Source organism: Thalassococcus lentus (assembly GCF_028023555.1).
Classification (GTDB): Bacteria; Pseudomonadota; Alphaproteobacteria; order Rhodobacterales; family Rhodobacteraceae; genus Thalassococcus_A; species Thalassococcus_A lentus.
In genome coordinates, this window is sequence record NZ_JAQIOY010000008.1 from 103,908 (window position 1) to 125,187 (window position 21,280).

Here is a 21,280-nt window from a genome sequence, read left to right on the forward strand (position 1 = left end):
GCAAGCCTAGCCGATCTGGCCGCCGGCGTCGCCAATCTGACCGCGATGCAGCAGCAGGTGATCCAGCACAACACAGGCCATCATGGCTTCGCCAACCGGTACGGCGCGAATGCCGACGCAGGGATCATGGCGACCCTTTGTGATAATCTCGGTTTCTTCGCCGGATTTCGTGATGGTCTGACGGGTGCTGAGGATCGATGACGTTGGTTTGACAGCGAACCGGACAACAAGATCCTGACCGGTCGAGATGCCGCCCAAAATGCCACCAGCATGGTTTGATCCGTAGACAGGGCCATCCGGACCCATCCGAATTTCGTCGGCGTTTTCTGTGCCGGTCAACGCGGCTGCAGCCATGCCGTCCCCGATCTCGACGCCTTTGACGGCGTTTATGCTCATCATCGCAGAGGCCAGATCGGTATCCAGTTTCCCATAGATGGGCGCACCCAAACCGGCAGGCACACCGCGCGCGACAACTTCGATCACGGCGCCAACGCTTTCACCCGATTTACGGAGACGATCGAGATAATCGGCCCAGTCCGATGCGGCTTGCGCATCGGGGCACCAGAACGGATTGCGTGGGATTTCCGCCATATCGTACTTGGCTGGATCGGCCCGATGCGATCCCATCTGCACCATGTATCCTTCGATCTGGATGGTCGGCGCAAGAACACCCAGTGCCGCACGTGCAAGGCCACCCGCTGCAACCCGCGCAGCGGTTTCACGGGCCGAAGAACGACCGCCGCCGCGATAGTCCCGAATGCCGTACTTCTGCCAGTAAGTGATGTCGGCGTGACCGGGGCGGAATTTCTCGGCGATGTCGCCATAGTCTTTGGAACGTTGATCAGTATTCTCGATCATCAGCTGCACTGGCGTTCCGGTGGTCTTGCCCTCAAAGACACCCGAAAGAATTCGCACAGCATCCGGTTCGCGGCGCTGCGTTGTGTATTTGTTTTGTCCGGGTTTGCGTTTGTCCAGCCATTGTTGAATCGCGCTCTCGTCAATGTCGACGCCCGGAGGGCAGCCGTCGACAGTAGCGCCCAAGGCAGGCCCGTGGCTTTCGCCCCACGTGGTCACACGAAACAGATGTCCAAAACTGTTGAGGCTCATGCGCGCTTCTCCTTTGCGATTGTCCTAGGGCACAGGGCGCGGGGCCTCAAGAGGGCGCGCGTTATTTTGCTTGATGCGAACCGGGTTGAGGTCTAAGTCTTGCCGCACCTCGGGGTGCTGGAGCCTGATCCAGCTGAGATTTGCGTGAGCGCATCAACCCGTTGAACCTGAACCGGTTAACACCGGCGGAGGGAAGGTACGGCATCGCATCCCGCAAGCCGATCTTGCCCATCCGTCGCAAGAATGGAGATGCTGATGAAAGCCTTTAACCTTGCAGCGGGCACCCTTGTCGCAGGCATGTTTGCAACTGCCTCGGCGGCAGAAACACCCGTGCTGACAGTCTATGCCCCTGACTATTTCGTATCCGAGTGGGGCCCGGGCCCCAAGATCGAAGAACTCTTTGAAGCGCGCTGTGAATGCGATCTGCAGTTCAAGCCCGGCGATCTGCTGCCCCGCGTTTTGCTGGAGGGCGATCGCACGGAAGCCGACGTTGTGATTGGTCTGAACACCGATGTCACAAAGAAAGCCCGCGAATCCGGTCTCTTTGGCCCGCATGGGCAGGATTTGTCGCCGCTGACACTGCCGTTGGATTGGACCGACGATACCTTCCTGCCCTTCAACTACGGGCATACTGCATTCATCTATAACACCGAGAAACTCGCCGAGGCGCCAGCCAGCTTTGATGCGTTGCTCGATGCACCCGACGATCTGCGTCTGGTAATTCAGGATCCGCGCAGCTCGATCTCGGGTCTGGCATTGGTGCTTTGGGTTCAATCCGTCTATGGCGACGAAGCGCAGGCCGCTTGGGAAAAGCTGGCGCCCAAAATCGTGACCGTCACGCGCGGTTGGTCGGAAAGCTATGGGCTGTTCACAGATGGCGAAGCGGATATGGTGCTCAGCTACACCACGTCGCCTGCCTATCACATTATTGCCGAAGAAGACCTGACCAAGAAAGCAGCGATCTTCCCCGAAGGCCACTATTTCATGGTTGAACTGGCGGCGAAACTGGCCGGAACCGATCAGCCTGAACTGGCGGACGAGTTTCTGTCGTTCATCCTGTCCACAGATTTCCAGTCGATGATCGCGACCGGCAACTGGTCGATCCCGGCTGCTTTGGACAAATCCGGCTGGCCTGAAGGTTTCCAGCAACTCGATCTGCCTGAAAAGGTGCTCTTCTATTCAGAGGACGAAGCCGCCGCACTGCGCGACGAGGCAATCGAAGCATGGCGCCGCGCGTTGTCGCAATAATAGCTGGACTGGCCCTGGCGCTTTTGACGCTGGGGCCAGTTGCTGCCGTTCTGGCACGGGCCAACGGCTTGGCCGCGCTTGGGGCTGGCGATTATCAGGCAATCCGCTTTACGCTTTGGCAGGCCTTTTTGTCGGCGGGTACAAGTGTATTGCTGGCGGTGCCTCTGGCCCGCGCACTGGCACGCCAGAATTTCCGTGGCCGCGGTCTTTTGATTTCCCTTCTTGGGGCTCCGTTCATCCTTCCTGTCATCGTCGCAATTCTGGGTCTGTTGGCGGTTTTTGGTCAGTCGGGCATCCTGAACCAGTTGTTGGGCGCTATTGGTTTGCCAAAGCTGGATGTCTACGGGTTACACGGAGTGGTTCTGGCCCATGTGTTTTTCAATTTACCCTTGGCAACCCGCATGCTGTTGCAGGCATGGCTTGCGATTCCGGACGAACGGTTTCGTTTGGCCGCATCTCTCGGGCTTGGCAGATGGGCGTATTTCAAAATTCTGGAATGGCCCTTGGTGGTACGCATTCTGCCGGGTGCCTTCGCGATCATCTTCGTGATTTGCCTGACCAGTTTTGCCGTTGCGCTGACATTGGGTGGCGGTCCACGGGCCACCACTGTTGAACTGGCAATCTACCAGGCCATGCGTTTCGATTTCGATCTTGGTCGTGCCGCGGCATTGGGGCTTGTCCAGCTTGCGCTGGGGTTGGGTGCAGGGGTCGTCGCGTTGCGGGTTTCGTTGGGACAAGGCTTTGGCATTGGGCGCGGGCGTGTGGTGCCGCGCTGGGATAGCCGTGGCCGGAAAGCGCTGGATACGCTGGTCATCCTCGCGGCGGCTGCGTTTTTGCTGGTGCCCCTTGGGATGGTCATCCTGCGCGGCCTACCGGGATTACCGATGCTGTCCGGAGGCACGCTGCAGGCGGCACTGCATTCGATCGGTGTCGCTTTGGTATCGACTGCGCTCTGTCTGCTCTGGGCATTGCCATTGGCCACACGCAGAGGTGAGCTGTTGTCGCTTTGTGCGATTTCGGTGTCTTCGCTGGTTCTTGGCACCGGGCTTTTTCTGATGCTCAGACCTTTCGTCAATCCATTCGCAATGGCTTTGCCAGTGACTGCCTTGGTCAATGCGCTCATGGCTCTGCCGTTTGCACTGCGCATCCTGCGGCCAGAGGCCGAAGCCCTGACACAGGATTTTGGCCGTCTCAGGGCCACTCTGCGCATGACGCCGCTGGCGTGGTTTCGACTGGTTTATCTGCCAAGACTGCGGCGGCCCTTGGGCTTTGCTGCGGGTCTTACGGCGGCATTGGCGATGGGGGATCTTGGGGTCATTGCACTGTTCGCCGACCCCGATCGCACCACCTTGCCATTGCAGGTTTACCGGCTGATGGGCAGTTATCAGATGGAGGAAGCGGCAGGTGCGGCGCTGTTGCTTCTCATGCTCAGTTTCGCACTGTTCTGGATTTTTGATCGCGGAGGCCGCGCCAATGCTACGTCTTGAAAACGCATCCATTGCCATGGATGACCGGTTTCTGAATGCCAGTTTTGATTTGCAGCCAGGCGCTCGGGTCGCCGTGCTGGGCCCCTCGGGTGCGGGCAAATCCACGCTTCTGGATGCGATTGCAGGGTTTCGCCCGCTGGCATCCGGTGCAGTGCACTGGAACAAATCTGACATGAGCTCCGAGCCACCCTCCGCGCGTCCGGTGTCCATCCTGTTTCAGGATGGCAATCTGTTCCCGCATCTTGATTTGCGCCGGAACCTCGGGTTGGCGCTGCGCCCGGATGGTGGCCGTTTATCTTCTGCACAAACCGACAGGTTGATTGGCGCTTTGGGGCAGGTTGGTTTGGGTGGCATGGAAAACCGCAAACCGGGCACCTTGTCCGGGGGCCAGCAGAGTCGCGCTGCCTTGGCGCGTGTGCTGTTGCAAGCGCGCCCGATCCTGCTTCTGGATGAACCGTTTGCTGCGCTTGGACCTGCTATGAAAACCGAGATGCTGGAACTGGTAAAAGATGTTGCTGGCCGTCTGGGCGCGCTGACGCTGATGGTGACGCATGATCCAAAGGATGCGCGGGCCTTTGCTGAACAGGTGGTTCTGGTGGCGGATGGCAATGCGCTGCCGCCCGTTGAAACGCAGTCCATTCTGGACAATCCACCAAAAGCGATGCGGGCCTATCTTGGGACCGAAGACTGATCCGGGGTAATCGCATTTGCCAACCTCAAAAATGAAAAGCCCCGCTCAATGGCGGGGCTTTTGCTTTTTGGTATGTCGACAGATCAGGCTGTGTCTTTACGCTTGATCGGTGCCCAAATGCGCTTGTTTGTCAGGTAGAGCAGGACGGACAGAACTGCCAGGAACAGCACGCCGATAAAGCCTGCTTCTTTCCGGGCTGTCAGCTTGGGTTCTGCTGCCCACATCAGGAAGGCCGCGAGGTCTTCTGCTTCGTGGTGCAGGTCATTGCTGTGGCCGTCGTCGAAATCGACGTCTTCACCGTAAAGAGGCGGTGCCATCGAGATCCAACCGCCTGGGAAGGCTTTGTTCTCATACAGGATGGTGCCCGCTTCTTCTTTTTCTTCGCCGGTATAGCCGGTCAGCAGAGATGCGATGTACTCTGCGCCGCCCATGCCTTTGAAGAGCTGGTTCAGACCCAGACCATATGGCCCGTGGAAACCAGCGCGCGCCTTGGCCATCAAGGACAAGTCAGGTGCGCCAGCACCGGTGTTTGCCGGGAAGTGATCAACGGGACGAGCAGGGCGGAAATCCTCCAGCTCTTCGTCGTAGATCTCAAAGGTCTGTTCGGCGTAGGCGCGAACCTGTGCTTCGGACCAGCCAACACCGCCGTCGCCTTCCAGCGCACGCAGTGGGACATACTTCAGACCGTGGCACGAAGAGCAAACCTCGGTGTACACCTTGAGGCCGCGCTGCAGCTGCATTTGGTCATAGGTTCCGAACGGGCCTTCAAACGAGAACTGGAAGTCCTCGACATGGCCAGCACCGCCGGCGGCAAATGCACCGCCAGCTGTGAAGGTCAGGGCCGTCAGGGCCGAGAGGGTAAGTTTCTTGATCATCTCGAACGGTCCTTTTCTTACTCTGCCGGTGTCGCGGCAGTTGCGCCCTTGGCGTCATCCTTCGGCGGGTAGTGCGCGTCGAAGTCGGCCTCGATGGTTTCGGGCTGCGGCAGCGGCTTTTCGATGACACCCAGCAGCGGCAGGATCACCAGGAAGTAGGCGAACCAATAGGCCGATGCGATCAGCGAGAAGGTCGCATAGGGCTCTTCTGCGGGCATGGCACCGAGCCACATCAGCACGAAGAAATCGATAACCAGCAGCCAGAACCACCACTTGAACATTGGACGATAGCGGCCCGAGCGAACGGAGGATGTGTCCAGCCATGGCGCCAGCGCCATCACGGCAATCGAACCGAACATCGCCAGCACGCCAAAGAACTTGGCGTCGATGATGCCGCCGGTCAGCGTTTCCGCAATGATAACGACCCAAACATCCGCAGTGAACGCACGCAGGATCGCGTAGAAGGGCAGGAAGTACCATTCAGGAACGATGTGCGCGGGCGTCGCCAGCGGGTTGGCTTCGATGTAGTTGTCGGGGTGGCCCAAGTAGTTGGGCATGAAGCCGACGATTGCAAAGAAGACCAGCAGGATCACGGCCAGCGCGAACAGGTCCTTGATCACAAAGTAGGGCCAGAAAGGAACGGTGTCCTTTTCGGCATCCGCCTTCGATGTGCGGCGCACTTCAACACCGGTGGGGTTGTTGTTGCCCGTGGTGTGGAATGCCCAGATATGCACGGCAACGAGGCCTGCAATCACGAAGGGCAGCAGATAGTGCAGCGAGAAGAAGCGGTTCAGCGTGGCGTTGTCCACGGCAGGTCCGCCCAGCAGCCATGTCTGCAGCGACTCGCCTACAAAGGGGATCGCGCCAAACAGGCCGGTGATCACGGTTGCGCCCCAGAAGGACATCTGACCCCAAGGCAGAACGTAGCCCATGAAGGCTGTGCCCATCATCATCAGGTAAATCAGCATGCCGATGATCCACGTGATCTCACGCGGGGCTTTGTATGAGCCGTAGTACAGGCCGCGGAAGATATGCGCATAGACCGCAACAAAGAACAGCGACGCGCCGTTCATGTGCAGATAACGCAGCATCGCGCCGCCGTTTACGTTGCGCATGATGTGCTCAACGCTGGCAAAGGCCAGATCAACATGTGGGGTGTAGTGCATGACAAGCACGATGCCCGTGATGATCTGCAAAGCGAGACAGAAGGTCAGGACAATGCCCCAGATCCACATCCAGTTCAGGTTCTTGGGTGTAGGGATCATGATTGTGTCGTACAGCAGGCCCACGATGGGCAGGCGCTTGTGCAGCCACTTTTCGCCGTTTGACTTTGGTTCGTAATGGTCGTGCGGAATACCAGCCATGTTTTAGCTCCTTATCCCAGCAGGATTGTTGTTTCGTCGACGAACTCAGCCGGTGGAACCGGCAGGTTTGTCGGTGCAGGCCCTTTGCGGATCCGGCCAGCGGTGTCGTAGTGCGAACCGTGGCAGGGGCAGAACCAACCATTGTATTCACCGGCGCCGTCGCCCAGTGGAACGCAACCCAAGTGGGTGCAGACGCCCATCATGACGAGCCATTCACCGTTTTCATCCATGGTCCGGTTCTGGTCTTCCGCGTCGGCTGCGCCGTCGAGGTTTTCGTTCCGTGCGATCGGGTCAGGCAGATCGCCCATTTCGACAGCGCGTGCTTCTTCGATCTCTTCCGGCGTCCGACGACGGATAAAGACCGGCTTGCCCAGCCATTTCACGGTCAGCTGGGTGCCTTCAGCGACATCGGACACGTCGACACGAATGGTCGACAGGGCCAGAACGTCAGCCGAGGGGTTCATTTGATTGACCAGAGGCCACACAGCCGCGCCTGCTGTAACAGCGCCGGCGCCCGCGGTGGCATAGTAGAGGAAATCCCTCCGGGTTCCTTCGTGATCGTCTGCGTGGGACACGAGGTTTTCTCCATTGCTCCAGGCTGACAGAATCAGCCTCACTTTCTCCTCAGCCGCGCGTGCTGCGGCCATACCGAGCGGGTATGTAGCGGGCTACCTTTGAGGCGTCCAGCGCACATCGCGACAACAAAGCGATTAGCGCGGAAGTGTCGCGGTTGAAACCGGGGTGTCTGAGTGCTTATGTGAGGCCTGACCTAAGGGAGAGCAGTCATGACCCGACTGATTCTAACAGTTGCAGCCGTATTGGGCTTTGTTTCGCCTGCCAGTGCCGAGATGGAATTCTCGTTCTACACTGGGTGGCAAACTGCGCCTCACAGCCGTGTGTCCGGGGACTATCCGGGCGGGGGATCATACAATGCCCTGATGGGTTGGGACGGAAAATCCTTTGAAAATCCGCCCTATTACGGGATTCGCGGTACTTGGTGGCGCACTGAGCGTTTGGGTTTTGGCGTCGAATTCACTCATGCCAAGGTCTATGCGCGCGACGCGGAAAAAACCGCCTTGGGTTTTTCTGACATGGAATTCACTGACGGTCACAACGTGCTGACAGTCAACGCAATGTACCGCTGGCCCGATCAGTGGGGCAACATTACCCCATATGTCGGTGGCGGCTTGGGTGTTGCCATTCCGCACGTCGATGTGATTCATCCTGCGTCGGGTTCGACCACCTTTGGGTATCAGGTCACCGGTCCGGCGGCCCGATTGACGGCTGGTATGAGCTATCCGCTCAGCGACCGATTCTCGATCTTTGGAGAATACCAGTTCACCTATTCCAACAACGAAGCGGAATTGGACGGTGGCGGTTCGCTGAAGACCGAAATCAAAACCAACGCGTTGAACTTCGGCCTTTCGCTTAACTTCTGATCCATCCTGATGACGACTGCCGCCTCCTGCTTGCGTGTCAAGCGGGGGGCTGCGTCGCCTGCATGGAGTCCCTTGCGCTGAATTCGGAGTACCATGCCGCCAGTGCATCGTTTCCGTTTCTCCAGCCCCGTGCGTCATGGCGGAAATCGACGTATCCCAAAGCGCAACCAACTGCGATGTGCGATGCGTCCAGTGGTCCGGCCAAATGCGCCATCCACCGGGTGTTGATCGCAGAACAGGCGCGGGCAATCTTGTCCCATTGCGAGTCGACGAAAGCAGGCATTTGGCGGTCTTCCGGGCGCAATCTGACCTCGTAGGTCATCAAAAGCGCGGCATCCAGAATACCATCTGCCAATGCCTCCAGTGTCATGACTTCCCAACGGCGCGCGCCATCGGGGTAAAGTCCGGCACCCGACCGTGCGTCGAGAAACTGGCAAATGACCCGGCTGTCGAACAGCGTGCATCCATCGGGGCGTTCAAGGGCGGGTACCTTGGTCAGAGGGTTGGCCGAGGCCAGCCCGTCTGCCGGTGCCAGCGGTGTCCCCGAAGCGTCGGCCAAATCTACGTCGGCCAGTTGATCGGTCTCATGCAGGATCATCATGACTTTGCGCACGTAGGGCGAAGTGGGGCTGTAGTGGAGTTTCATGGCAATCTTCCCTGAGATGATGTCTGGCAATCAATGCACAGAAAACCGCTGTCAGCCAGCTTTTGGATGGGTCGCATCGTAGACTTTCATCAGATGCACTTCGTCCACGGACGTATAGGCCTGCGTCGTGGAAAGCGACGAATGCCCCAAAAGCTCTTGGATTGCGCGCAAATCCCCACCCGCCGCGAGCAAATGGGTCGCAAAGCTGTGGCGCATGGCATGCGGTGTCGCTGTCGCGGGGAGCCCGAGTTGCATACGCGCTTTTTCGGTCACTTTCTGGATCAGCCGCGGGTTCAATGGCCCGCCGCGCGCACCCCTGAAGATGGGAACATCGGCTTCCTGATCGTAGGGGCACAGCTGCAAATAGTTTTGCACCGCCGACTGGGCGACAGGAAGGACCGGCACGATCCGCTCTTTGCGGCCCTTGCCAAGAATGCGAAGTGTTTGGCCGATTGGCAAATCACGGCCGCAAAGGCCCAAAGCTTCAGATATGCGCAGCCCGCATCCATAGAGCAGCGTAATGACTGCGGCGTCCCGCGCCCCGATCCATCCGTCAGAAGATTGCAGCTCTACTGTGTCGATCATCGCCCGGGCTGCCTCTTCGGTCAGAGGGCGCGGAAGCTTCTTTTGAAACTTGGGCGCTCGGGCGGACAGCACCGCGGTGGGTTCAAAGCCTTCGCGTTCCGAAAGCCAGCGGTAAAAGCTTTTGACAGCTGAAAGTTTGCGCGCCATGGACCGAGGGGCACAGCCGTCATTTCGCAAATGCGCCATCCAGGACCGCATGTCAGTGGTGGTCACTCGAGACAGGGGTGCAAGGCCCTGAGGTTCTGCGTGATGCGCAGTCAGAAATGCGATGAAATCCAGAACATCTGCCCGATAGGCCGTGATTGTGTTGTCGGATGCGGATTTGAGCGCCCTTGACGCTTCCAGCCAGTCAGCAAGCGCCTCTCCTGCAGCCGGTGATATCCCGATGCTCATGACCAATCACCGATGCACGGGCAAAATGTCCGGCTCTGGTGTTGCACCGACACGTGTCAGCTAAGCCAACGGCGCATTGCCCGTTCGAAAACGCCGCCAAAAAAGGCCAGAAGATCCGTGCCCTGTTGGGCTGTGAACTGATGGGGGTCCTCGGACCCCATCACCAGCAAGCCGGGCTGACGGCCTGGGCCGAAGTCAAGTTTCAGACATGCTTCGGATTTGATCCATTCCGCCTTGTCGCCATAGATGCGGGGATCGCCAATCTGAAGCTGGCGCAGTGTAACCGGTCGCATAGGCGCTTCGCGTCCATCGTTGATATAGCTGTCCACGAAACCCGGTTCAGCCACCGACAGCACATCGCCCAGTTTTTTGACAGCCGGGTCCTCGTCATTGGAGGACGACTCCAAAACCAGTTTGATTACGTCGACCCGCAAGACCTGCGCTACGTCTCCACCCAGATCGCGCAGAAAGTACTCGAACTCGACTGGGTCGAGCATACGCAGAATTGCGCGATGGATCTGATTGGTGCCGGCCAGGTTTTCATAGGCTGCGGCGATCACGGATCGATGCGTGTCTTCGAGCCGGTCAAGCCGGGCTTCCAGCCGCTCCATGGCAATGCCGCGCAGATCAACGATGTTGCCGCCCATTGAGCGTTCGTTGGCTGCAATGAGGGCCTGCATCAGATCCTTGTCGTCCAGAATCATGTCAGGGCGCGAAATAATGGTTTCGCGGAGGGAATCCTCGATTCTCTGGGTATTGGTCATGGTGGTCCCGGACTGCTCAGAATGGCCGCACGTTTGGCGGTCTGTGTTTTGTTGCACCCTGTTTGCCCGCTGGCGCCTTTGGCTGTCAAGGATTTCCGCCCTTCAGGCCTGAACCAATGCCTGCTGGATTCAGTTATGCATCACTGCGGGAAAACTCTGATGTGCATCAAAGCGGGGTGCTGAAAGAACGGCGACAATGGAGGTGTAAATCAAGGAGGAGAACGATCATGTATAGTGAAATTCTGGTTCCAGTGGCGTTTGATGAAGACGCAGACGCAAAGATCAAGGCGGCCTTGGATGCAGCGCGGGCGCTTGCTGCAGAGGATGCACGGATCACGGTCATGCACGTCATCGAGCAGATTCCCGGCTACGCCGTTAGTTATCTTCCCAAAGACTATATCGCAGAGTCCCGCGCAGCGGTTCTGAGCGAATTGGAAGGATTGGCCGCCACGATTCCCGGCGCGCGTGCCTGCGTCGTTGACGGGCATTCCGGTCGGACGATTTTGGACTACGCACAAGAGAACGGAAACGATCTGATTGTGATCGCGTCGCATCGTCCGGGCATGCAGGATTTGCTTTTGGGTTCGACGGCAAGCCAAGTGGTCCGGCACGCGGCCTGTTCGGTGCACGTCATTCGTTGAGTTCTGCACATTGACTTTGGGATCGTGTTGACCCACCTGCCCATTCAGGAGGGGCCGACATGACCCAAAGCCAAAAGGATCCGGCTGCGCTTGCGCTGGCGACACGACAGGGATTGCCGGATGCATTGCGGATTTTGTTGGAAAGCTACCCGCGCGACAGCTGGGAAAATCACTCGAACTTTGCCGGGTTGGTAGCGTTCTGGCTTGACCGGCACGTCATGTTCCGCCGCCTGACAGACACCCTGCGCAGCGACGCAGAAGCAGCAGTGGACAAAAGGCTGGACCCACAAACGCATTTTTCGCGGTTGTCACGTTTTGGCGGTATGCTCGTGTCGCAACTGCACGGACATCACCAGATCGAAGACGCGCACTACTTTCCCGTTCTGGCAAGGCGAGAACAGACCTTAGACCGGGGGTTTAAAATTCTCGATCAGGACCACCATGCGATGGATGGATTGCTGAACCGGTTCACCGAAAGCGCAAACGCGGTTTTGCAGGGCACCGGAGAGGCGGGCGCTTTCCATAGTGAACTGTTGTCGTTCCAATCTCTCTTGCATCGGCATCTGGAAGACGAAGAAGACCTGATTGTCCCGGTGATCTTGAAGCATGGACCCGACAACCTGCACTAGGGCAGCTTACAAATCCCGCAAAAGGTGCGAAAACCAGTGCCCAAGGGGCTGCGATCTTCGGTCGAGCACCTATCTAATGAGTGAAACCAAAAGGAGTTGAGCCAGATGAAATGCCCTGTAGATGGCACGCCGCTCGTAATTGCTGACAGATCCGGTGTTGAAATTGATTATTGCCCGACGTGCCGCGGTGTTTGGCTAGACCGGGGTGAGTTGGACAAGATCATAGAGCGGGCAGGCTCCTATGCGGAACAGCCACAGGCCCGAGACCCAAGAGGTCGGGCAGACTACGATGACGAGGATCGTGGAAGACGCGGAAAGAAAAAAGGCGGCTTCTTGGACGTGCTCGACGATATCTTTGATTTCTAAAGTCGGGTGTCGGTCAGATGAACGGCACAAACGGTACGCCGCATCCAGTCAGAGCGGTCAGTGCCAGGATCATTGCAATCAGTCGCATCTCTAGGTCCTTACTCGTTACATCTCGTCTCTAGCGCATTTTCAGAGCAACCCTAATCCCCGGCGCGGTCATGCCAGTGGCTGGACTTCGCATTGGCGAAATTCTGCGACCACTGGGGCCGCGCCTTCGAGATCGATTGCGACCGACGTGGCCCCAACACTTGCGGTGGCAGTGGCGTTGAGCTGCAGGCCGTTCAGAACATTTCCAAAGCCGGTGTCTTCAACGGTTAATCTGGTTCCTTCGACGCGATGCCGGGTTGTAGAAATGGTCAGTCCATTTGGCCCCTCGAAGCGCATGGAAAACACTTCAGCCTCCTCCCAGCCTTCTGGGCGGGTCAGATGGATTGCATAGATTGTGCCGTCAAAGGTGACTTCGACCTTTGGTTCGGCGTCATGGCGTATTGTGCAAATTGGCGTCGGTGTGAATTCCCATGCAGTCAATGGGGTCGCAAGGCAGCTTAGCAAAATGAAATAGCGCATGGGCGAAACCTAGTGTCACCGCGCGCTATGTCGAGATTCAATTGCTGCAAATCTCTGACAGAACGGGTTGCCAGATCGGACAAAAGCCATCCCAAGAATACCAGACATCTGTTGCGCCAATGGCATGATGCGTCGCGACCCAGACGTCGCCCGATTTTTGAAGCAAGGCCTGAATGCTTGCGCCGTCGCTCATCTCTGGATCGAACTCGCCTCTTTGGTATGCGGGCGTTGCATACAGATCGATTGCGCCGCCACCGGGTCGCTGCGCCGTCACGCTGGCAAAACCGACATTTCCCGATACACGCAAATCGGACACAACGAATTGAACCGGCGCCCCCAAGGCCCATTCAATATGTGGGCGAATAGCGCTGAGCATATCGCTGCGCGTTTGGCTGCCGCGCGCAGGTTCATCCCATGCGTGGACAGGGGCAGCAAACAAACAAAGAGTGATCAGCAGGGCGCGCATGGGTTTTCCTTTCGGTTAGTCACCAACAGGATGCGCAGCCAAGGCGCAGTTGCCAAGCCAGCTATTCATGACCTTTTGCAGCATTGATGAATAGGGCCGCAGATCAGCGTCCGCGCCGTTTTACGTTGCCGCCCCTTTGACCGGGACGCCCACCGGTAGAGCGGCCTTTTGCTTTGACCGCTTCATCCGATGCCTTCTGCACGGCCTGCTGACGCGCCAAAGGATCATCTGCAACGGCCATGTCTACAGCTTCGAGACGTTTGACTTCGTCGCGCAGGCGCGCCGCTTCTTCGAACTCAAGGTTTTCAGCGGCTTTGCGCATATCTGCACGCAGTCCATCCAACACCGCCTGAAGGTTCGAGCCGGCCATCTTGTCGTCGATCTTTGCGGTGACGCGGTTCATGTCCACGTCGCCCTGATACAGACCGGCAAGAATATCCTCGACGTTCTTTTTGACAGTTTCCGGCGTGATCCCGTGTTCTTCGTTGTAGGCGATCTGTTTGACACGGCGGCGGTTGGTTTCGTTCAGAGCGCGTTCCATCGAGCCGGTGACACGATCAGCGTACATTATTACCCTGCCGTCAGCGTTTCGCGCCGCACGTCCAATGGTCTGAACCAACGAGGTCTCGGACCGCAGGAACCCTTCTTTGTCAGCGTCCAGAATGGCCACCAGACCGCATTCCGGAATATCGAGACCTTCCCGCAAGAGGTTAATGCCGATCAGCACATCGAAAGCACCCAGACGCAAATCGCGCAGGATTTCGATGCGTTCTATCGTGTCGATATCCGAGTGCATGTAGCGGACCTTGATGCCCTGTTCATGCATGTACTCGGTCAAATCCTCGGCCATGCGTTTGGTCAGCGTGGTGCAGAGCGTTCTGTATCCATCGGCCGTCACACGGCGTACTTCGTCCAAAAGATCGTCTACCTGCATATCGACTGGACGGATTTCCACCTCGGGATCCAGCAAACCCGTCGGGCGGATCACCTGTTCGGTGAAAACGCCGCCGGATTGTTCCATTTCCCACGATGCAGGCGTGGCCGAAACAAACACTGACTGCGGCCGCATGGCATCCCATTCCTCGAATTTGAGGGGGCGGTTGTCCATACACGAGGGCAGGCGAAAGCCATGCTCAGCCAAAGTGAATTTGCGTCGATAGTCACCTTTGTACATAGCGCCGATCTGTGGAACCGAGACGTGGGATTCATCGGCAAAAACGATTGCGTTGTCGGGGATGAATTCGAACAGGGTAGGGGGCGGCTCTCCCGGGGCGCGGCCGGTCAGGTAGCGTGAATAGTTTTCAATCCCGTTGCACACACCGGTTGCTTCCAGCATCTCAATGTCGAAATTGGTTCGCTGCTCGAGCCGTTGCGCTTCCAGCAGCTTTCCATCTCCGACTAGCTGGTCCAGCCGCGTCCGCAATTCCTTTTTGATCTCGATAACGGCCTGATTCATCGTGGGCTTTGGCGTGACGTAGTGCGAATTGGCGTAAACCCTGATGCGTTCAAAAGTTCCGGTTTTCTCACCGGTCAAGGGATCGAATTCGGTGATGCTCTCCAGTTCTTCGCCAAAAAACGAAAGCTTCCACGCGCGATCCTCTAGGTGGGCCGGGAAAATCTCCAGGCTGTCACCGCGAACCCGGAATGACCCCCGTTGAAAGGCTTGATCGTTTCGGCGGTACTGTTGGGCAACCAGATCGGCCATGACCTTGCGCTGGTCGTATTCCTTGCCGACGTGCAGATCCTGAGTCATGGCGCCGTAAGTTTCGACGGATCCGATACCGTAAATACATGATACCGACGCAACGATAATCACATCGTCCCGTTCCAGCAGCGCCCGCGTGGCCGAATGGCGCATCCGGTCGATTTGCTCGTTAATCTGGCTTTCTTTTTCGATGTAGGTGTCGCTGCGCGGGACATAGGCTTCGGGCTGGTAGTAGTCATAGTAGCTGACAAAATACTCGACCGCGTTGTCTGGGAAGAACCCTTTGAATTCACCATAAAGCTGGGCTGCCAGTGTCTTGTTTGGGGCCAGAATGATGGCTGGGCGTTGGGTTTGCTCAATGACCTTGGCCATCGTAAAGGTTTTGCCCGTACCTGTTGCGCCCAGCAAAACCAGATTCTGCTCGCCGTCCATCACGCCGCTAGTCAATTCTTTGATTGCTGTCGGCTGATCACCGGCAGGCGAAAATTCGGTTTGCATGACAAAGCGTTTGCCGCCTTCCAGCTTTTCGCGCACGGCAACGTCTGGCGCTGCGGCGTGCAGCACAACGTCTGATTTGTCTGAGTGGGCGTAGGGCATGGCTAACCTTTGTGTGGAACAAAACAAGAATTGTATGCCGGGCGGAAAGTTTCAAGGGCGGTTCGCACACGGCCTGACCAAGTACTGATCAAGAAAACGCTTCGGAAAAGAGCATTCGCGAGATAGCTTTTCTGGGCAAGCGGGCAATCGGTAACGTTTCCGGGGCCGCACACACCTACCCCTCGCTCCCCGCGGTTCAGGAGGTGCACTGATGCCCGCTTGTGCATCACTTGTCCAATTGCTTCGAATGATCGCGTTACACGGTCTTGCCCTGCCTTGGCAAATCTTCGATAACGCGAGCAGCAAAGGAGTCGATCATGCGTGCACGCATCTATCAGCCTGCCAAAACGGCAATGTCATCCGGACAGGGAAAGACCAAGTTCTGGATGCTTGAATTTGCGCCGTCCAGCCCGCGTGCTGTTGACCCGCTGATGGGATGGACATCGTCCAGTGATACGCAGACACAGGTGCGGCTGAAGTTCGACAGCAAAGAGGCTGCGCTGGCCTATGCTCGTGAGAATGGGATCGAAGCGGACGTCTTCGAACCCAAGAAGCGCAAATCCAACATTCGCCCGCGCGGCTACGCCGAAAATTTCGCAGTAGACCGCAAAGGCGCTTGGACTCACTAATTCAATGCGCGTCGAGCGCGTCAACAATGCGGATCCTCAGGTAGAGGCGCTGCTCGAAGCACATCATGCCTTGATGCGCGCAACCTCACCCGAGGAAAGCTGCCACGTCATGACAGCCGATGCCTTGCGGCAGAGCGGCGCTCAGGTGTTTGCCCTTCGGGACGACACAAAAGGTGTGACAGCTGTCGGTGCTTTGAAACCGTTTGGCACAGACAGCGTGGAGCTGAAGTCCATGCACACCGCCGGGGCGCTGCGCGGACAGGGCCTGGGGCGCATGCTATTGTCTGCTTTGCTTGAAACAGCGCGGCAACAAGGCGCCAAGGCAGCCTATCTGGAAACCGGGACAGCGGATGATTTCGCAGCCGCAAGGGCCCTGTACCAAGGCGCTGGGTTTTCGGAATGCCCCCCGTTCGGCGACTATACATTGGACCCGCTCAGCGTTTTCATGCACCGGGCGCTCTGAACGCTTGTCATGATCGCCTAAACACGTCAAAACCCCGGCATAGCGGTCCCTTAGCTCAACTGGATAGAGCAGCTGACTTCTAATCAGCAGGTTGAGGGTTCGAGTCCTTCAGGGATCGCCATACCTCCAGAAACGACAGCAGTATGAACAGCCCGGAACCGACCTTGGACACGTGGACCGGATGTTGCGGTCGCAGCCTGAATGGCCGCTGTTCGCTGCACTTGTGTATATTGTTGACATCAGGCGGTAGGGCTTAACTTTCCTTATGATGCCGGCGGGGTGCTCAAGAAAATGTGTCAAAGCTGGCATGCTGTTGGATGGTTAGCCTTCGCAATATTTCTGTCCGATAAGCGCTCAGATCCGATCAAGCTTCCAGTCAGCGAAAAGGCACGACTGCTCTGAGAATGGCCGCGTGTCATGACCGGCGAACAGACCATCTTTGGTCACAAGCACGGTTTTCCAGCCTCGTGCTGCGGCTCCGAGAATATCGGTATGCAGTGTATCACCGCACATCGCGATACGGCTTGCTTTAATGGACGGTAGCGTCGCTTCGATCAGGTCGTAAACCTCGGGAAAAGGTTTTCCGAAAAATTGGACATGGTCAGGGAACAGGTCAGCCAACTGATGGCCGAAGTACCCGGGCTCGACAGAAAACCCGTCGTCGCGAGGAGCAGCCAAATCCGGGTTTCCAATAAGCACAGTGCGCGGGCGTTTCTTCATTGCCGTCATCAACATGTCTTGCCGCGCCATGGTCCAGTCCGCTGTCGACAGAAACAGGAACTGATCAACATCATCGTAGTCGGCGGGGTTGTCACTCAGTCGCGTAATTTGATTGGGAATATCGGCCAACGGATCGACATCGGCCGTGATGACGCCCCACTGACCATCACCGAGATGCTGCAATGTCGCCTCACGACTGGTGATGATTTCTTCATCCTTCACACGCAGGCCAAGCCGCTTGAATTTAGCGATGGCACCGTGCCGGTCGTAGCTGGCGGCATTGGTTAGGATACGAATTTCGCATCCATGATCGCGGAGTTGGTCCAGCCGTTCGTCTGCGCCAGGGATCATGGTCTCGCCTACGTTCAATACGCCGAAGGCATCGAAGACAAAGGCGTCAATCTCATCGGCGACGTCCAGAAGTGAATGGATTTCGAGCGATGCAGTGCGTGGGGTTATTTGCGGAAACCGCGCCCGGACTTCTTGGTAGCGATCGAAAATCGACTGCGTTGTCTGCATCTGGCTTTACCCCGTTTTCAAGTCGCATCTTTGGAAGCAGCCTAGGTGCAGGCAACAAAAAGGGGAAGCTAAAAACAACAAAGCAACAAAAATAGATCTCGAGAAATAGCATAAACGCCGTGGAAAGCGGATCTTTGAGTCGCCGACTCAAATAAATATGTTGTTTTGTTGTTTTCCGCTGTTAGTCTCATTGGCGAATCGAGTTCGGGGGGGACATGTCGTCAAAGAAGCAACGGAGACGCGAAGCGATAACGGCTATGGTGCTTGAACAAGGCGCGGTGACCGTTGGCTCATTGGCCGAGCGGTTTGATGTGTCTATGCAAACGATCCGCCGCGATGTGGATACCCTGTGTGAGGGCGACATGCTTCACCGCGTTCATGGCCGTATCGAACTTAGCAAAGAGTTTCTTAATACCCCGTTCGATCAGCGTGCTGGTACGAATTTGCGGGGCAAGAATGCCATCGGCAAGGCAGCAGCGTCGCTCATTCCAAATGGTTCCACGGTCTTTTTCTCGATCGGCTCGACGCCGCTGAGCGTTGCTCATGCCATGCGCGACCATAAAGACATGACGATAATTACAAACAACCTAAGCGCAGCGATGTCCTTTTGTGATGAAAGGTCAAATCGGATCATCATACCTGGTGGTGAAGTCCGGCTGCCGGACCGCGATATACTGGGTGATGAAGCCCTCAAAGAGTTTGGGCGGTTTCGTGCAGATTTTGCGGTGTTTGGCGTCGCCGGGATCGCTGACGACGGAGGTATGTTGGACTTTCACACAACAGAGGTCCGCGCACGTCAGCAAATGCGCGCCAATGCTCAAACCTCGATGCTGGTTGTAGATCGCTCGAAGTTTGGCCGGCAGGCGCCTGCGGTCGGGGACAATATCGCGGAAATGGACAAGGTGATTGCGGATTGCGCTCCTGCCGACGGCTTTGACAGCGTGCTGGAAGAAATCAAAGACCGCCTGATTTTGGCGGAAGGACATTGAACATGACAACATCAACGTTTGTGAAACTCGACGGTATAGCAAAACGATGGAACGGCCAGTTGGGCGTCGAAGGCATAACGCTTGACATACCCGAAGGCAGTTTCACCGCCCTGCTGGGGCCGTCAGGGTGCGGAAAATCGACCACGCTGCGCCTTTTGGCAGGATTGGAATTGCCTGATGAGGGGCAAATTCTCATCGACGGCAAGGACGTGACGACAAGTGCGGCGTCGGACCGCAATTTGTCGATGGTGTTTCAGTCATACGCACTGTTTCCGCATCTGTCGGTTGCTGAGAACGTTATGTTCGGCCTGAAAGTCCGCCGCGTGCCAAAGCAAGAGCGGTTGGAGAAACTTCATCGCGCCTTGGAGATCACGGGTCTTCTCGGCTACGAGGGCCGCAAGCCGGGCGAATTGTCAGGGGGGCAGCGCCAGCGTGTCGCCCTGGCTCGCGCGATCGTGGCGGGCCAGCGACTTTGCCTTATGGACGAACCCCTGTCCAATCTCGACGCAAAGCTGCGCAATGCCGTGCGCAAGGACATTAAAAAATTGCAGCGCGATCTGGGCATCACGGTTGTCTACGTGACCCATGACCAGACCGAAGCGATGAGTATGGCTGATACAGTCGTCTTGATGAAAGATGGACACATCCAGCAGGTTGGTTCCCCCGAGGATCTCTACAGCAGGCCCAACAACACTTTTGTCGCGGAATTCGTCGGCGCGCCGCCAATGGCTCTGATCGAGTCCACAGCGCTTGAAGGGTTTGGTGATGACAAGACCATCGGCATCCGCGCTGAAAACATTCAGATCGTTCCTGCGGGGACTGGTCGGATGCGCTGCAAGGTCAATGAGAGTGAATTCCTCGGTGCCGAGACCCTGATTGGCCTCGATCACGATGGAACCTCCGGACTTTGTGTTTTGCAGCCTGGGCTATCGCTGATGCCTGAAGGCGATGAGGTTGAGATCAACTTTGACGACGGAAATCTGCACGTCTTTGACGATGCAGGCAAACGGCTGGCCGGGTGAAATCGGCCCAGTCGGATAATAAGACTGAAACCAAGGGAGAGAACCATGAAACTATTTTCGACAACCGGTCTAGGGCTGATCGCAGCCGTCGGATTTGCCATGCCGGCAGCGGCGGAAACCGAACTGACGATGTATTATCCTATCGCCGTTGGCGGCGCGTTGACCGAAGTGGTTGACGGCATCGTCGCAGATTTCGAAGCCGCCAACCCTGACATCAAGGTGAACGCGATTTATTCGGGCAACTACGACGACACGCGTGTACGTGCTCTGTCCGCGATTGCTTCCGGGGAACCGGCGCAGCTTGCAGTGATGTTTTCAATCGACGCCTATGACTTGATCGAACAGGATCTCATCCTGCCGTTTGAAGAAGTTGCAACTTCAGATGCCGATATGGCCTGGCTCAACGGCTTTTATCCGGCGCTGATGGCGAATGGTCAGATCGAAGGACAGACATGGGGCATTCCGTTCCAGCGGTCGACGATTGTGGCTTACTACAACAAAGACCTGTTCCGCGCGGCGGGCCTTGATCCGGAAGCCCCGCCGACAACGTGGGACGAAATGATCGAGATGGGCAAAGCGCTCACGAATGATGACACCTATGGCCTGATGATCCCATCCACTGGTTATCCGTATTGGATGTTCCAGGCGCTTGCGATCCAGAACGGCAAAGAGGTGATGTCAGACGACGGCCTGACCACATATTTCGATGATGAAACTGTTGTTGAGACGCTGGAGTTCTGGCAGTCCCTTTCAACCGAGCATGGCATCATGCCAACCGGTACCGTCGAATGGGGCACGTTGCGTCAGGCTTTCCTTGAAGGTCAAACAGCAATGATGTGGCACTCCACAGGCAATCTGACAGCTGTCAAAAACAACGCCAGCTTTGATTTCGGTGTGGCCGAGCTTCCGGGCAATGTACGCCTTGGATCACCAACAGGTGGCGGCAACTTCTACCTGTTCAAGGACACGACCGAAGAAGAACGCGCCGCCGCGCTGAAGCTTATGCAGTTCATGACGGCCCCCGACCAGGCGGCAGCTTGGTCTATTGGTACTGGGTACATGGGTGTGTCGCCTGCAGCGTATGAAACCGAAGCGCTTCAAGCCTATGTCGCAGAGTTCCCACCTGCACTGGTGGCACGCAACCAGCTGGAAAACGCCGTAGCTGAATTCTCTACGTTTGAGACAGCGCGGGTGCGTGATGGCCTGAACAACGCGATTCAATCCGCGCTGACCGGCGCCAAGGAACCAGCCGAAGCACTGGCAGAAGCACAGGCTGCGGCTGAGCGCTTGCTCAAAGACTACCAATAACGTCTTGGCCGGGCCGGTGCTGCACGCATCGGCCCGACTTTTTCAGCGACCGGAGACGCA

The 21,280-nt window shown here is 57.1% G+C and carries 23 protein-coding genes, 1 tRNA gene and 1 riboswitch; of the genes, 13 read left to right on the forward strand and 11 right to left on the reverse strand.

Going from position 1 to position 21,280, the window contains the following annotated elements:
• Nucleotides 1–6: 6 nt before the first annotated feature.
• The gene (aroC, locus tag PFY00_RS16315) at nt 7–1,107 is read right to left on the reverse strand and encodes a chorismate synthase (RefSeq protein WP_271433657.1); all 1,101 of its coding nucleotides are present in this window, start codon (nt 1,105–1,107) and stop codon (nt 7–9) included.
• A 100-nt stretch (nt 1,108–1,207) separates the two neighbouring features.
• Nucleotides 1,208–1,318, forward strand: a riboswitch (TPP riboswitch).
• A gap of 38 nt (nt 1,319–1,356) precedes the next feature.
• Between aroC and PFY00_RS16320 the strand changes: the two genes are divergently transcribed.
• Genes PFY00_RS16320 through PFY00_RS16330 form a run of 3 tightly spaced genes read left to right on the forward strand, consistent with a single transcriptional unit; the run spans nt 1,357 to nt 4,533 of the window.
• Nucleotides 1,357–2,355: a thiamine ABC transporter substrate-binding protein gene (locus PFY00_RS16320; RefSeq protein ID WP_408648475.1), complete on the forward strand. Its 999-nt coding sequence runs from the start codon at nt 1,357–1,359 to the stop codon at nt 2,353–2,355.
• The gene (locus PFY00_RS16325) at nt 2,331–3,842 is read left to right on the forward strand and encodes a thiamine/thiamine pyrophosphate ABC transporter permease ThiP (protein ID WP_271433658.1); all 1,512 of its coding nucleotides are present in this window, start codon (nt 2,331–2,333) and stop codon (nt 3,840–3,842) included. Before PFY00_RS16320 ends, PFY00_RS16325 begins: the two co-directional genes overlap by 25 nt.
• Nucleotides 3,829–4,533 carry a thiamine ABC transporter ATP-binding protein gene (locus tag PFY00_RS16330; protein ID WP_271433659.1) on the forward strand — a complete coding sequence of 235 codons (705 nt, stop codon included), beginning with the start codon at nt 3,829–3,831 and terminating at the stop codon, nt 4,531–4,533. Before PFY00_RS16325 ends, PFY00_RS16330 begins: the two co-directional genes overlap by 14 nt.
• Nucleotides 4,534–4,616: 83 nt before the next feature.
• On the opposite strand, the gene PFY00_RS16335 is transcribed toward PFY00_RS16330, so the two are convergent.
• The 3 genes from PFY00_RS16335 to petA are packed head-to-tail and all read right to left on the reverse strand — an operon-like array spanning nt 4,617 to nt 7,347.
• A complete protein-coding gene (locus PFY00_RS16335; RefSeq protein ID WP_271433660.1) occupies nt 4,617–5,408 on the reverse strand; it encodes a cytochrome c1 in 792 nt (263 codons plus the stop codon).
• A 17-nt stretch (nt 5,409–5,425) separates the two neighbouring features.
• A complete protein-coding gene (gene petB, locus PFY00_RS16340) occupies nt 5,426–6,772 on the reverse strand; it encodes a cytochrome b (protein WP_271433661.1) in 1,347 nt (448 codons plus the stop codon).
• 11 nt (nt 6,773–6,783) lie between these two features.
• Complete coding sequence (gene petA / locus PFY00_RS16345; RefSeq protein WP_271433662.1) at nt 6,784–7,347, reverse strand: ubiquinol-cytochrome c reductase iron-sulfur subunit; 564 nt, start codon at nt 7,345–7,347, stop codon at nt 6,784–6,786.
• Nucleotides 7,348–7,557: 210 nt separating this feature from the next.
• Here petA and PFY00_RS16350 point away from each other — a divergent pair, with 210 nt between their 5' ends.
• Nucleotides 7,558–8,211 carry an outer membrane protein gene (locus PFY00_RS16350; protein ID WP_271433663.1) on the forward strand — a complete coding sequence of 218 codons (654 nt, stop codon included), beginning with the start codon at nt 7,558–7,560 and terminating at the stop codon, nt 8,209–8,211.
• Nucleotides 8,212–8,248: 37 nt separating this feature from the next.
• Here PFY00_RS16350 and PFY00_RS16355 read toward each other — a convergent pair whose 3' ends face one another.
• From PFY00_RS16355 to PFY00_RS16365, 3 genes are read right to left on the reverse strand one after another with little or no spacing between them, the layout of a single operon-like run.
• Nucleotides 8,249–8,857 (reverse strand): glutathione S-transferase, encoded by a 609-nt coding sequence (locus PFY00_RS16355; protein ID WP_271433664.1) that lies wholly within the window; start codon nt 8,855–8,857, stop codon nt 8,249–8,251.
• A gap of 51 nt (nt 8,858–8,908) precedes the next feature.
• On the reverse strand, nt 8,909–9,835 hold the full coding sequence (locus PFY00_RS16360; RefSeq protein WP_271433665.1) for a tyrosine recombinase XerC: 927 nt from the start codon (nt 9,833–9,835) through the stop codon (nt 8,909–8,911).
• A 56-nt stretch (nt 9,836–9,891) separates the two neighbouring features.
• On the reverse strand, nt 9,892–10,599 hold the full coding sequence (locus PFY00_RS16365) for a DUF484 family protein (RefSeq protein ID WP_271433666.1): 708 nt from the start codon (nt 10,597–10,599) through the stop codon (nt 9,892–9,894).
• Nucleotides 10,600–10,826: 227 nt separating this feature from the next.
• Between PFY00_RS16365 and PFY00_RS16370 the strand changes: the two genes are divergently transcribed.
• The 3 genes from PFY00_RS16370 to PFY00_RS16380 all read left to right on the forward strand — a co-directional run bounded on the left by PFY00_RS16370 (nt 10,827) and on the right by PFY00_RS16380 (nt 12,235).
• Complete coding sequence (locus tag PFY00_RS16370) at nt 10,827–11,240, forward strand: universal stress protein (protein WP_271433667.1); 414 nt, start codon at nt 10,827–10,829, stop codon at nt 11,238–11,240.
• Between the two features lie 59 nt (nt 11,241–11,299).
• Nucleotides 11,300–11,869, forward strand: a complete 570-nt coding sequence (locus PFY00_RS16375) for a hemerythrin domain-containing protein (RefSeq protein ID WP_271433668.1) — start codon at nt 11,300–11,302, stop codon at nt 11,867–11,869.
• 105 nt (nt 11,870–11,974) lie between these two features.
• Nucleotides 11,975–12,235, forward strand: a complete 261-nt coding sequence (locus tag PFY00_RS16380; protein ID WP_271433669.1) for a TFIIB-type zinc ribbon-containing protein — start codon at nt 11,975–11,977, stop codon at nt 12,233–12,235.
• Nucleotides 12,236–12,391: 156 nt separating this feature from the next.
• Here the strand turns inward: PFY00_RS16380 and PFY00_RS16385 are convergent, their stop codons facing one another.
• From PFY00_RS16385 to uvrB, 3 genes are all read right to left on the reverse strand, one after another.
• The gene (locus PFY00_RS16385) at nt 12,392–12,802 is read right to left on the reverse strand and encodes a hypothetical protein (protein ID WP_271433670.1); all 411 of its coding nucleotides are present in this window, start codon (nt 12,800–12,802) and stop codon (nt 12,392–12,394) included.
• Nucleotides 12,803–12,839: 37 nt separating this feature from the next.
• Entirely contained in the window at nt 12,840–13,268 is a 429-nt protein-coding gene (locus PFY00_RS16390; protein WP_271433671.1) for a hypothetical protein, read from the reverse strand.
• Nucleotides 13,269–13,371: 103 nt separating this feature from the next.
• On the reverse strand, nt 13,372–15,570 hold the full coding sequence (uvrB, locus tag PFY00_RS16395; protein WP_271433672.1) for an excinuclease ABC subunit UvrB: 2,199 nt from the start codon (nt 15,568–15,570) through the stop codon (nt 13,372–13,374).
• Between the two features lie 317 nt (nt 15,571–15,887).
• On the opposite strand from uvrB, the gene PFY00_RS16400 reads away from it, so the two are divergent.
• The 3 genes from PFY00_RS16400 to PFY00_RS16410 all read left to right on the forward strand — a co-directional run bounded on the left by PFY00_RS16400 (nt 15,888) and on the right by PFY00_RS16410 (nt 16,783).
• The gene (locus tag PFY00_RS16400) at nt 15,888–16,199 is read left to right on the forward strand and encodes an ETC complex I subunit (protein WP_271433673.1); all 312 of its coding nucleotides are present in this window, start codon (nt 15,888–15,890) and stop codon (nt 16,197–16,199) included.
• Between the two features lie 4 nt (nt 16,200–16,203).
• Nucleotides 16,204–16,662 (forward strand): GNAT family N-acetyltransferase, encoded by a 459-nt coding sequence (locus tag PFY00_RS16405; RefSeq protein ID WP_271433674.1) that lies wholly within the window; start codon nt 16,204–16,206, stop codon nt 16,660–16,662.
• Nucleotides 16,663–16,706: 44 nt separating this feature from the next.
• Nucleotides 16,707–16,783, forward strand: a tRNA-Arg gene (locus tag PFY00_RS16410).
• Nucleotides 16,784–17,016: 233 nt separating this feature from the next.
• On the opposite strand, the gene PFY00_RS16415 is transcribed toward PFY00_RS16410, so the two are convergent.
• Nucleotides 17,017–17,901 carry an HAD-IIA family hydrolase gene (locus tag PFY00_RS16415; protein ID WP_271433675.1) on the reverse strand — a complete coding sequence of 295 codons (885 nt, stop codon included), beginning with the start codon at nt 17,899–17,901 and terminating at the stop codon, nt 17,017–17,019.
• A gap of 215 nt (nt 17,902–18,116) precedes the next feature.
• On the opposite strand from PFY00_RS16415, the gene PFY00_RS16420 reads away from it, so the two are divergent.
• From PFY00_RS16420 to PFY00_RS16430, 3 genes are read left to right on the forward strand one after another with little or no spacing between them, the layout of a single operon-like run.
• The gene (locus PFY00_RS16420) at nt 18,117–18,890 is read left to right on the forward strand and encodes a DeoR/GlpR family DNA-binding transcription regulator (RefSeq protein ID WP_271433676.1); all 774 of its coding nucleotides are present in this window, start codon (nt 18,117–18,119) and stop codon (nt 18,888–18,890) included.
• 2 nt (nt 18,891–18,892) lie between these two features.
• Entirely contained in the window at nt 18,893–19,912 is a 1,020-nt protein-coding gene (locus PFY00_RS16425; protein ID WP_271433677.1) for an ABC transporter ATP-binding protein, read from the forward strand.
• A 45-nt stretch (nt 19,913–19,957) separates the two neighbouring features.
• Nucleotides 19,958–21,220 (forward strand): ABC transporter substrate-binding protein, encoded by a 1,263-nt coding sequence (locus PFY00_RS16430; protein ID WP_271433678.1) that lies wholly within the window; start codon nt 19,958–19,960, stop codon nt 21,218–21,220.
• Nucleotides 21,221–21,280 lie beyond the last annotated feature (60 nt).

Excerpts from the sequence above, each read along its gene's own strand:
- aroC (WP_271433657.1), bottom strand. The coding sequence starts at position 1,107 with ATGAGCCTCAACAGTTTTGGACATCTGTTTCGTGTGACCACGTGGGGC.
- PFY00_RS16320 (WP_408648475.1), top strand. The coding sequence starts at position 1,357 with ATGCTGATGAAAGCCTTTAACCTTGCAGCGGGCACCCTTGTCGCAGGC.
- PFY00_RS16325 (WP_271433658.1), top strand. The coding sequence starts at position 2,331 with ATGGCGCCGCGCGTTGTCGCAATAATAGCTGGACTGGCCCTGGCGCTT.
- PFY00_RS16330 (WP_271433659.1), top strand. The coding sequence starts at position 3,829 with ATGCTACGTCTTGAAAACGCATCCATTGCCATGGATGACCGGTTTCTG.
- PFY00_RS16335 (WP_271433660.1), bottom strand. The coding sequence starts at position 5,408 with ATGATCAAGAAACTTACCCTCTCGGCCCTGACGGCCCTGACCTTCACA.
- petB (WP_271433661.1), bottom strand. The coding sequence starts at position 6,772 with ATGGCTGGTATTCCGCACGACCATTACGAACCAAAGTCAAACGGCGAA.
- PFY00_RS16350 (WP_271433663.1), top strand. The coding sequence starts at position 7,558 with ATGACCCGACTGATTCTAACAGTTGCAGCCGTATTGGGCTTTGTTTCG.
- PFY00_RS16355 (WP_271433664.1), bottom strand. The coding sequence starts at position 8,857 with ATGAAACTCCACTACAGCCCCACTTCGCCCTACGTGCGCAAAGTCATG.
- PFY00_RS16360 (WP_271433665.1), bottom strand. The coding sequence starts at position 9,835 with ATGAGCATCGGGATATCACCGGCTGCAGGAGAGGCGCTTGCTGACTGG.
- PFY00_RS16365 (WP_271433666.1), bottom strand. The coding sequence starts at position 10,599 with ATGACCAATACCCAGAGAATCGAGGATTCCCTCCGCGAAACCATTATT.
- PFY00_RS16370 (WP_271433667.1), top strand. The coding sequence starts at position 10,827 with ATGTATAGTGAAATTCTGGTTCCAGTGGCGTTTGATGAAGACGCAGAC.
- PFY00_RS16375 (WP_271433668.1), top strand. The coding sequence starts at position 11,300 with ATGACCCAAAGCCAAAAGGATCCGGCTGCGCTTGCGCTGGCGACACGA.
- PFY00_RS16380 (WP_271433669.1), top strand. The coding sequence starts at position 11,975 with ATGAAATGCCCTGTAGATGGCACGCCGCTCGTAATTGCTGACAGATCC.
- PFY00_RS16385 (WP_271433670.1), bottom strand. The coding sequence starts at position 12,802 with ATGCGCTATTTCATTTTGCTAAGCTGCCTTGCGACCCCATTGACTGCA.
- PFY00_RS16390 (WP_271433671.1), bottom strand. The coding sequence starts at position 13,268 with ATGCGCGCCCTGCTGATCACTCTTTGTTTGTTTGCTGCCCCTGTCCAC.
- uvrB (WP_271433672.1), bottom strand. The coding sequence starts at position 15,570 with ATGCCCTACGCCCACTCAGACAAATCAGACGTTGTGCTGCACGCCGCA.
- PFY00_RS16400 (WP_271433673.1), top strand. The coding sequence starts at position 15,888 with ATGCGTGCACGCATCTATCAGCCTGCCAAAACGGCAATGTCATCCGGA.
- PFY00_RS16405 (WP_271433674.1), top strand. The coding sequence starts at position 16,204 with ATGCGCGTCGAGCGCGTCAACAATGCGGATCCTCAGGTAGAGGCGCTG.
- PFY00_RS16415 (WP_271433675.1), bottom strand. The coding sequence starts at position 17,901 with ATGCAGACAACGCAGTCGATTTTCGATCGCTACCAAGAAGTCCGGGCG.
- PFY00_RS16420 (WP_271433676.1), top strand. The coding sequence starts at position 18,117 with ATGTCGTCAAAGAAGCAACGGAGACGCGAAGCGATAACGGCTATGGTG.
- PFY00_RS16425 (WP_271433677.1), top strand. The coding sequence starts at position 18,893 with ATGACAACATCAACGTTTGTGAAACTCGACGGTATAGCAAAACGATGG.
- PFY00_RS16430 (WP_271433678.1), top strand. The coding sequence starts at position 19,958 with ATGAAACTATTTTCGACAACCGGTCTAGGGCTGATCGCAGCCGTCGGA.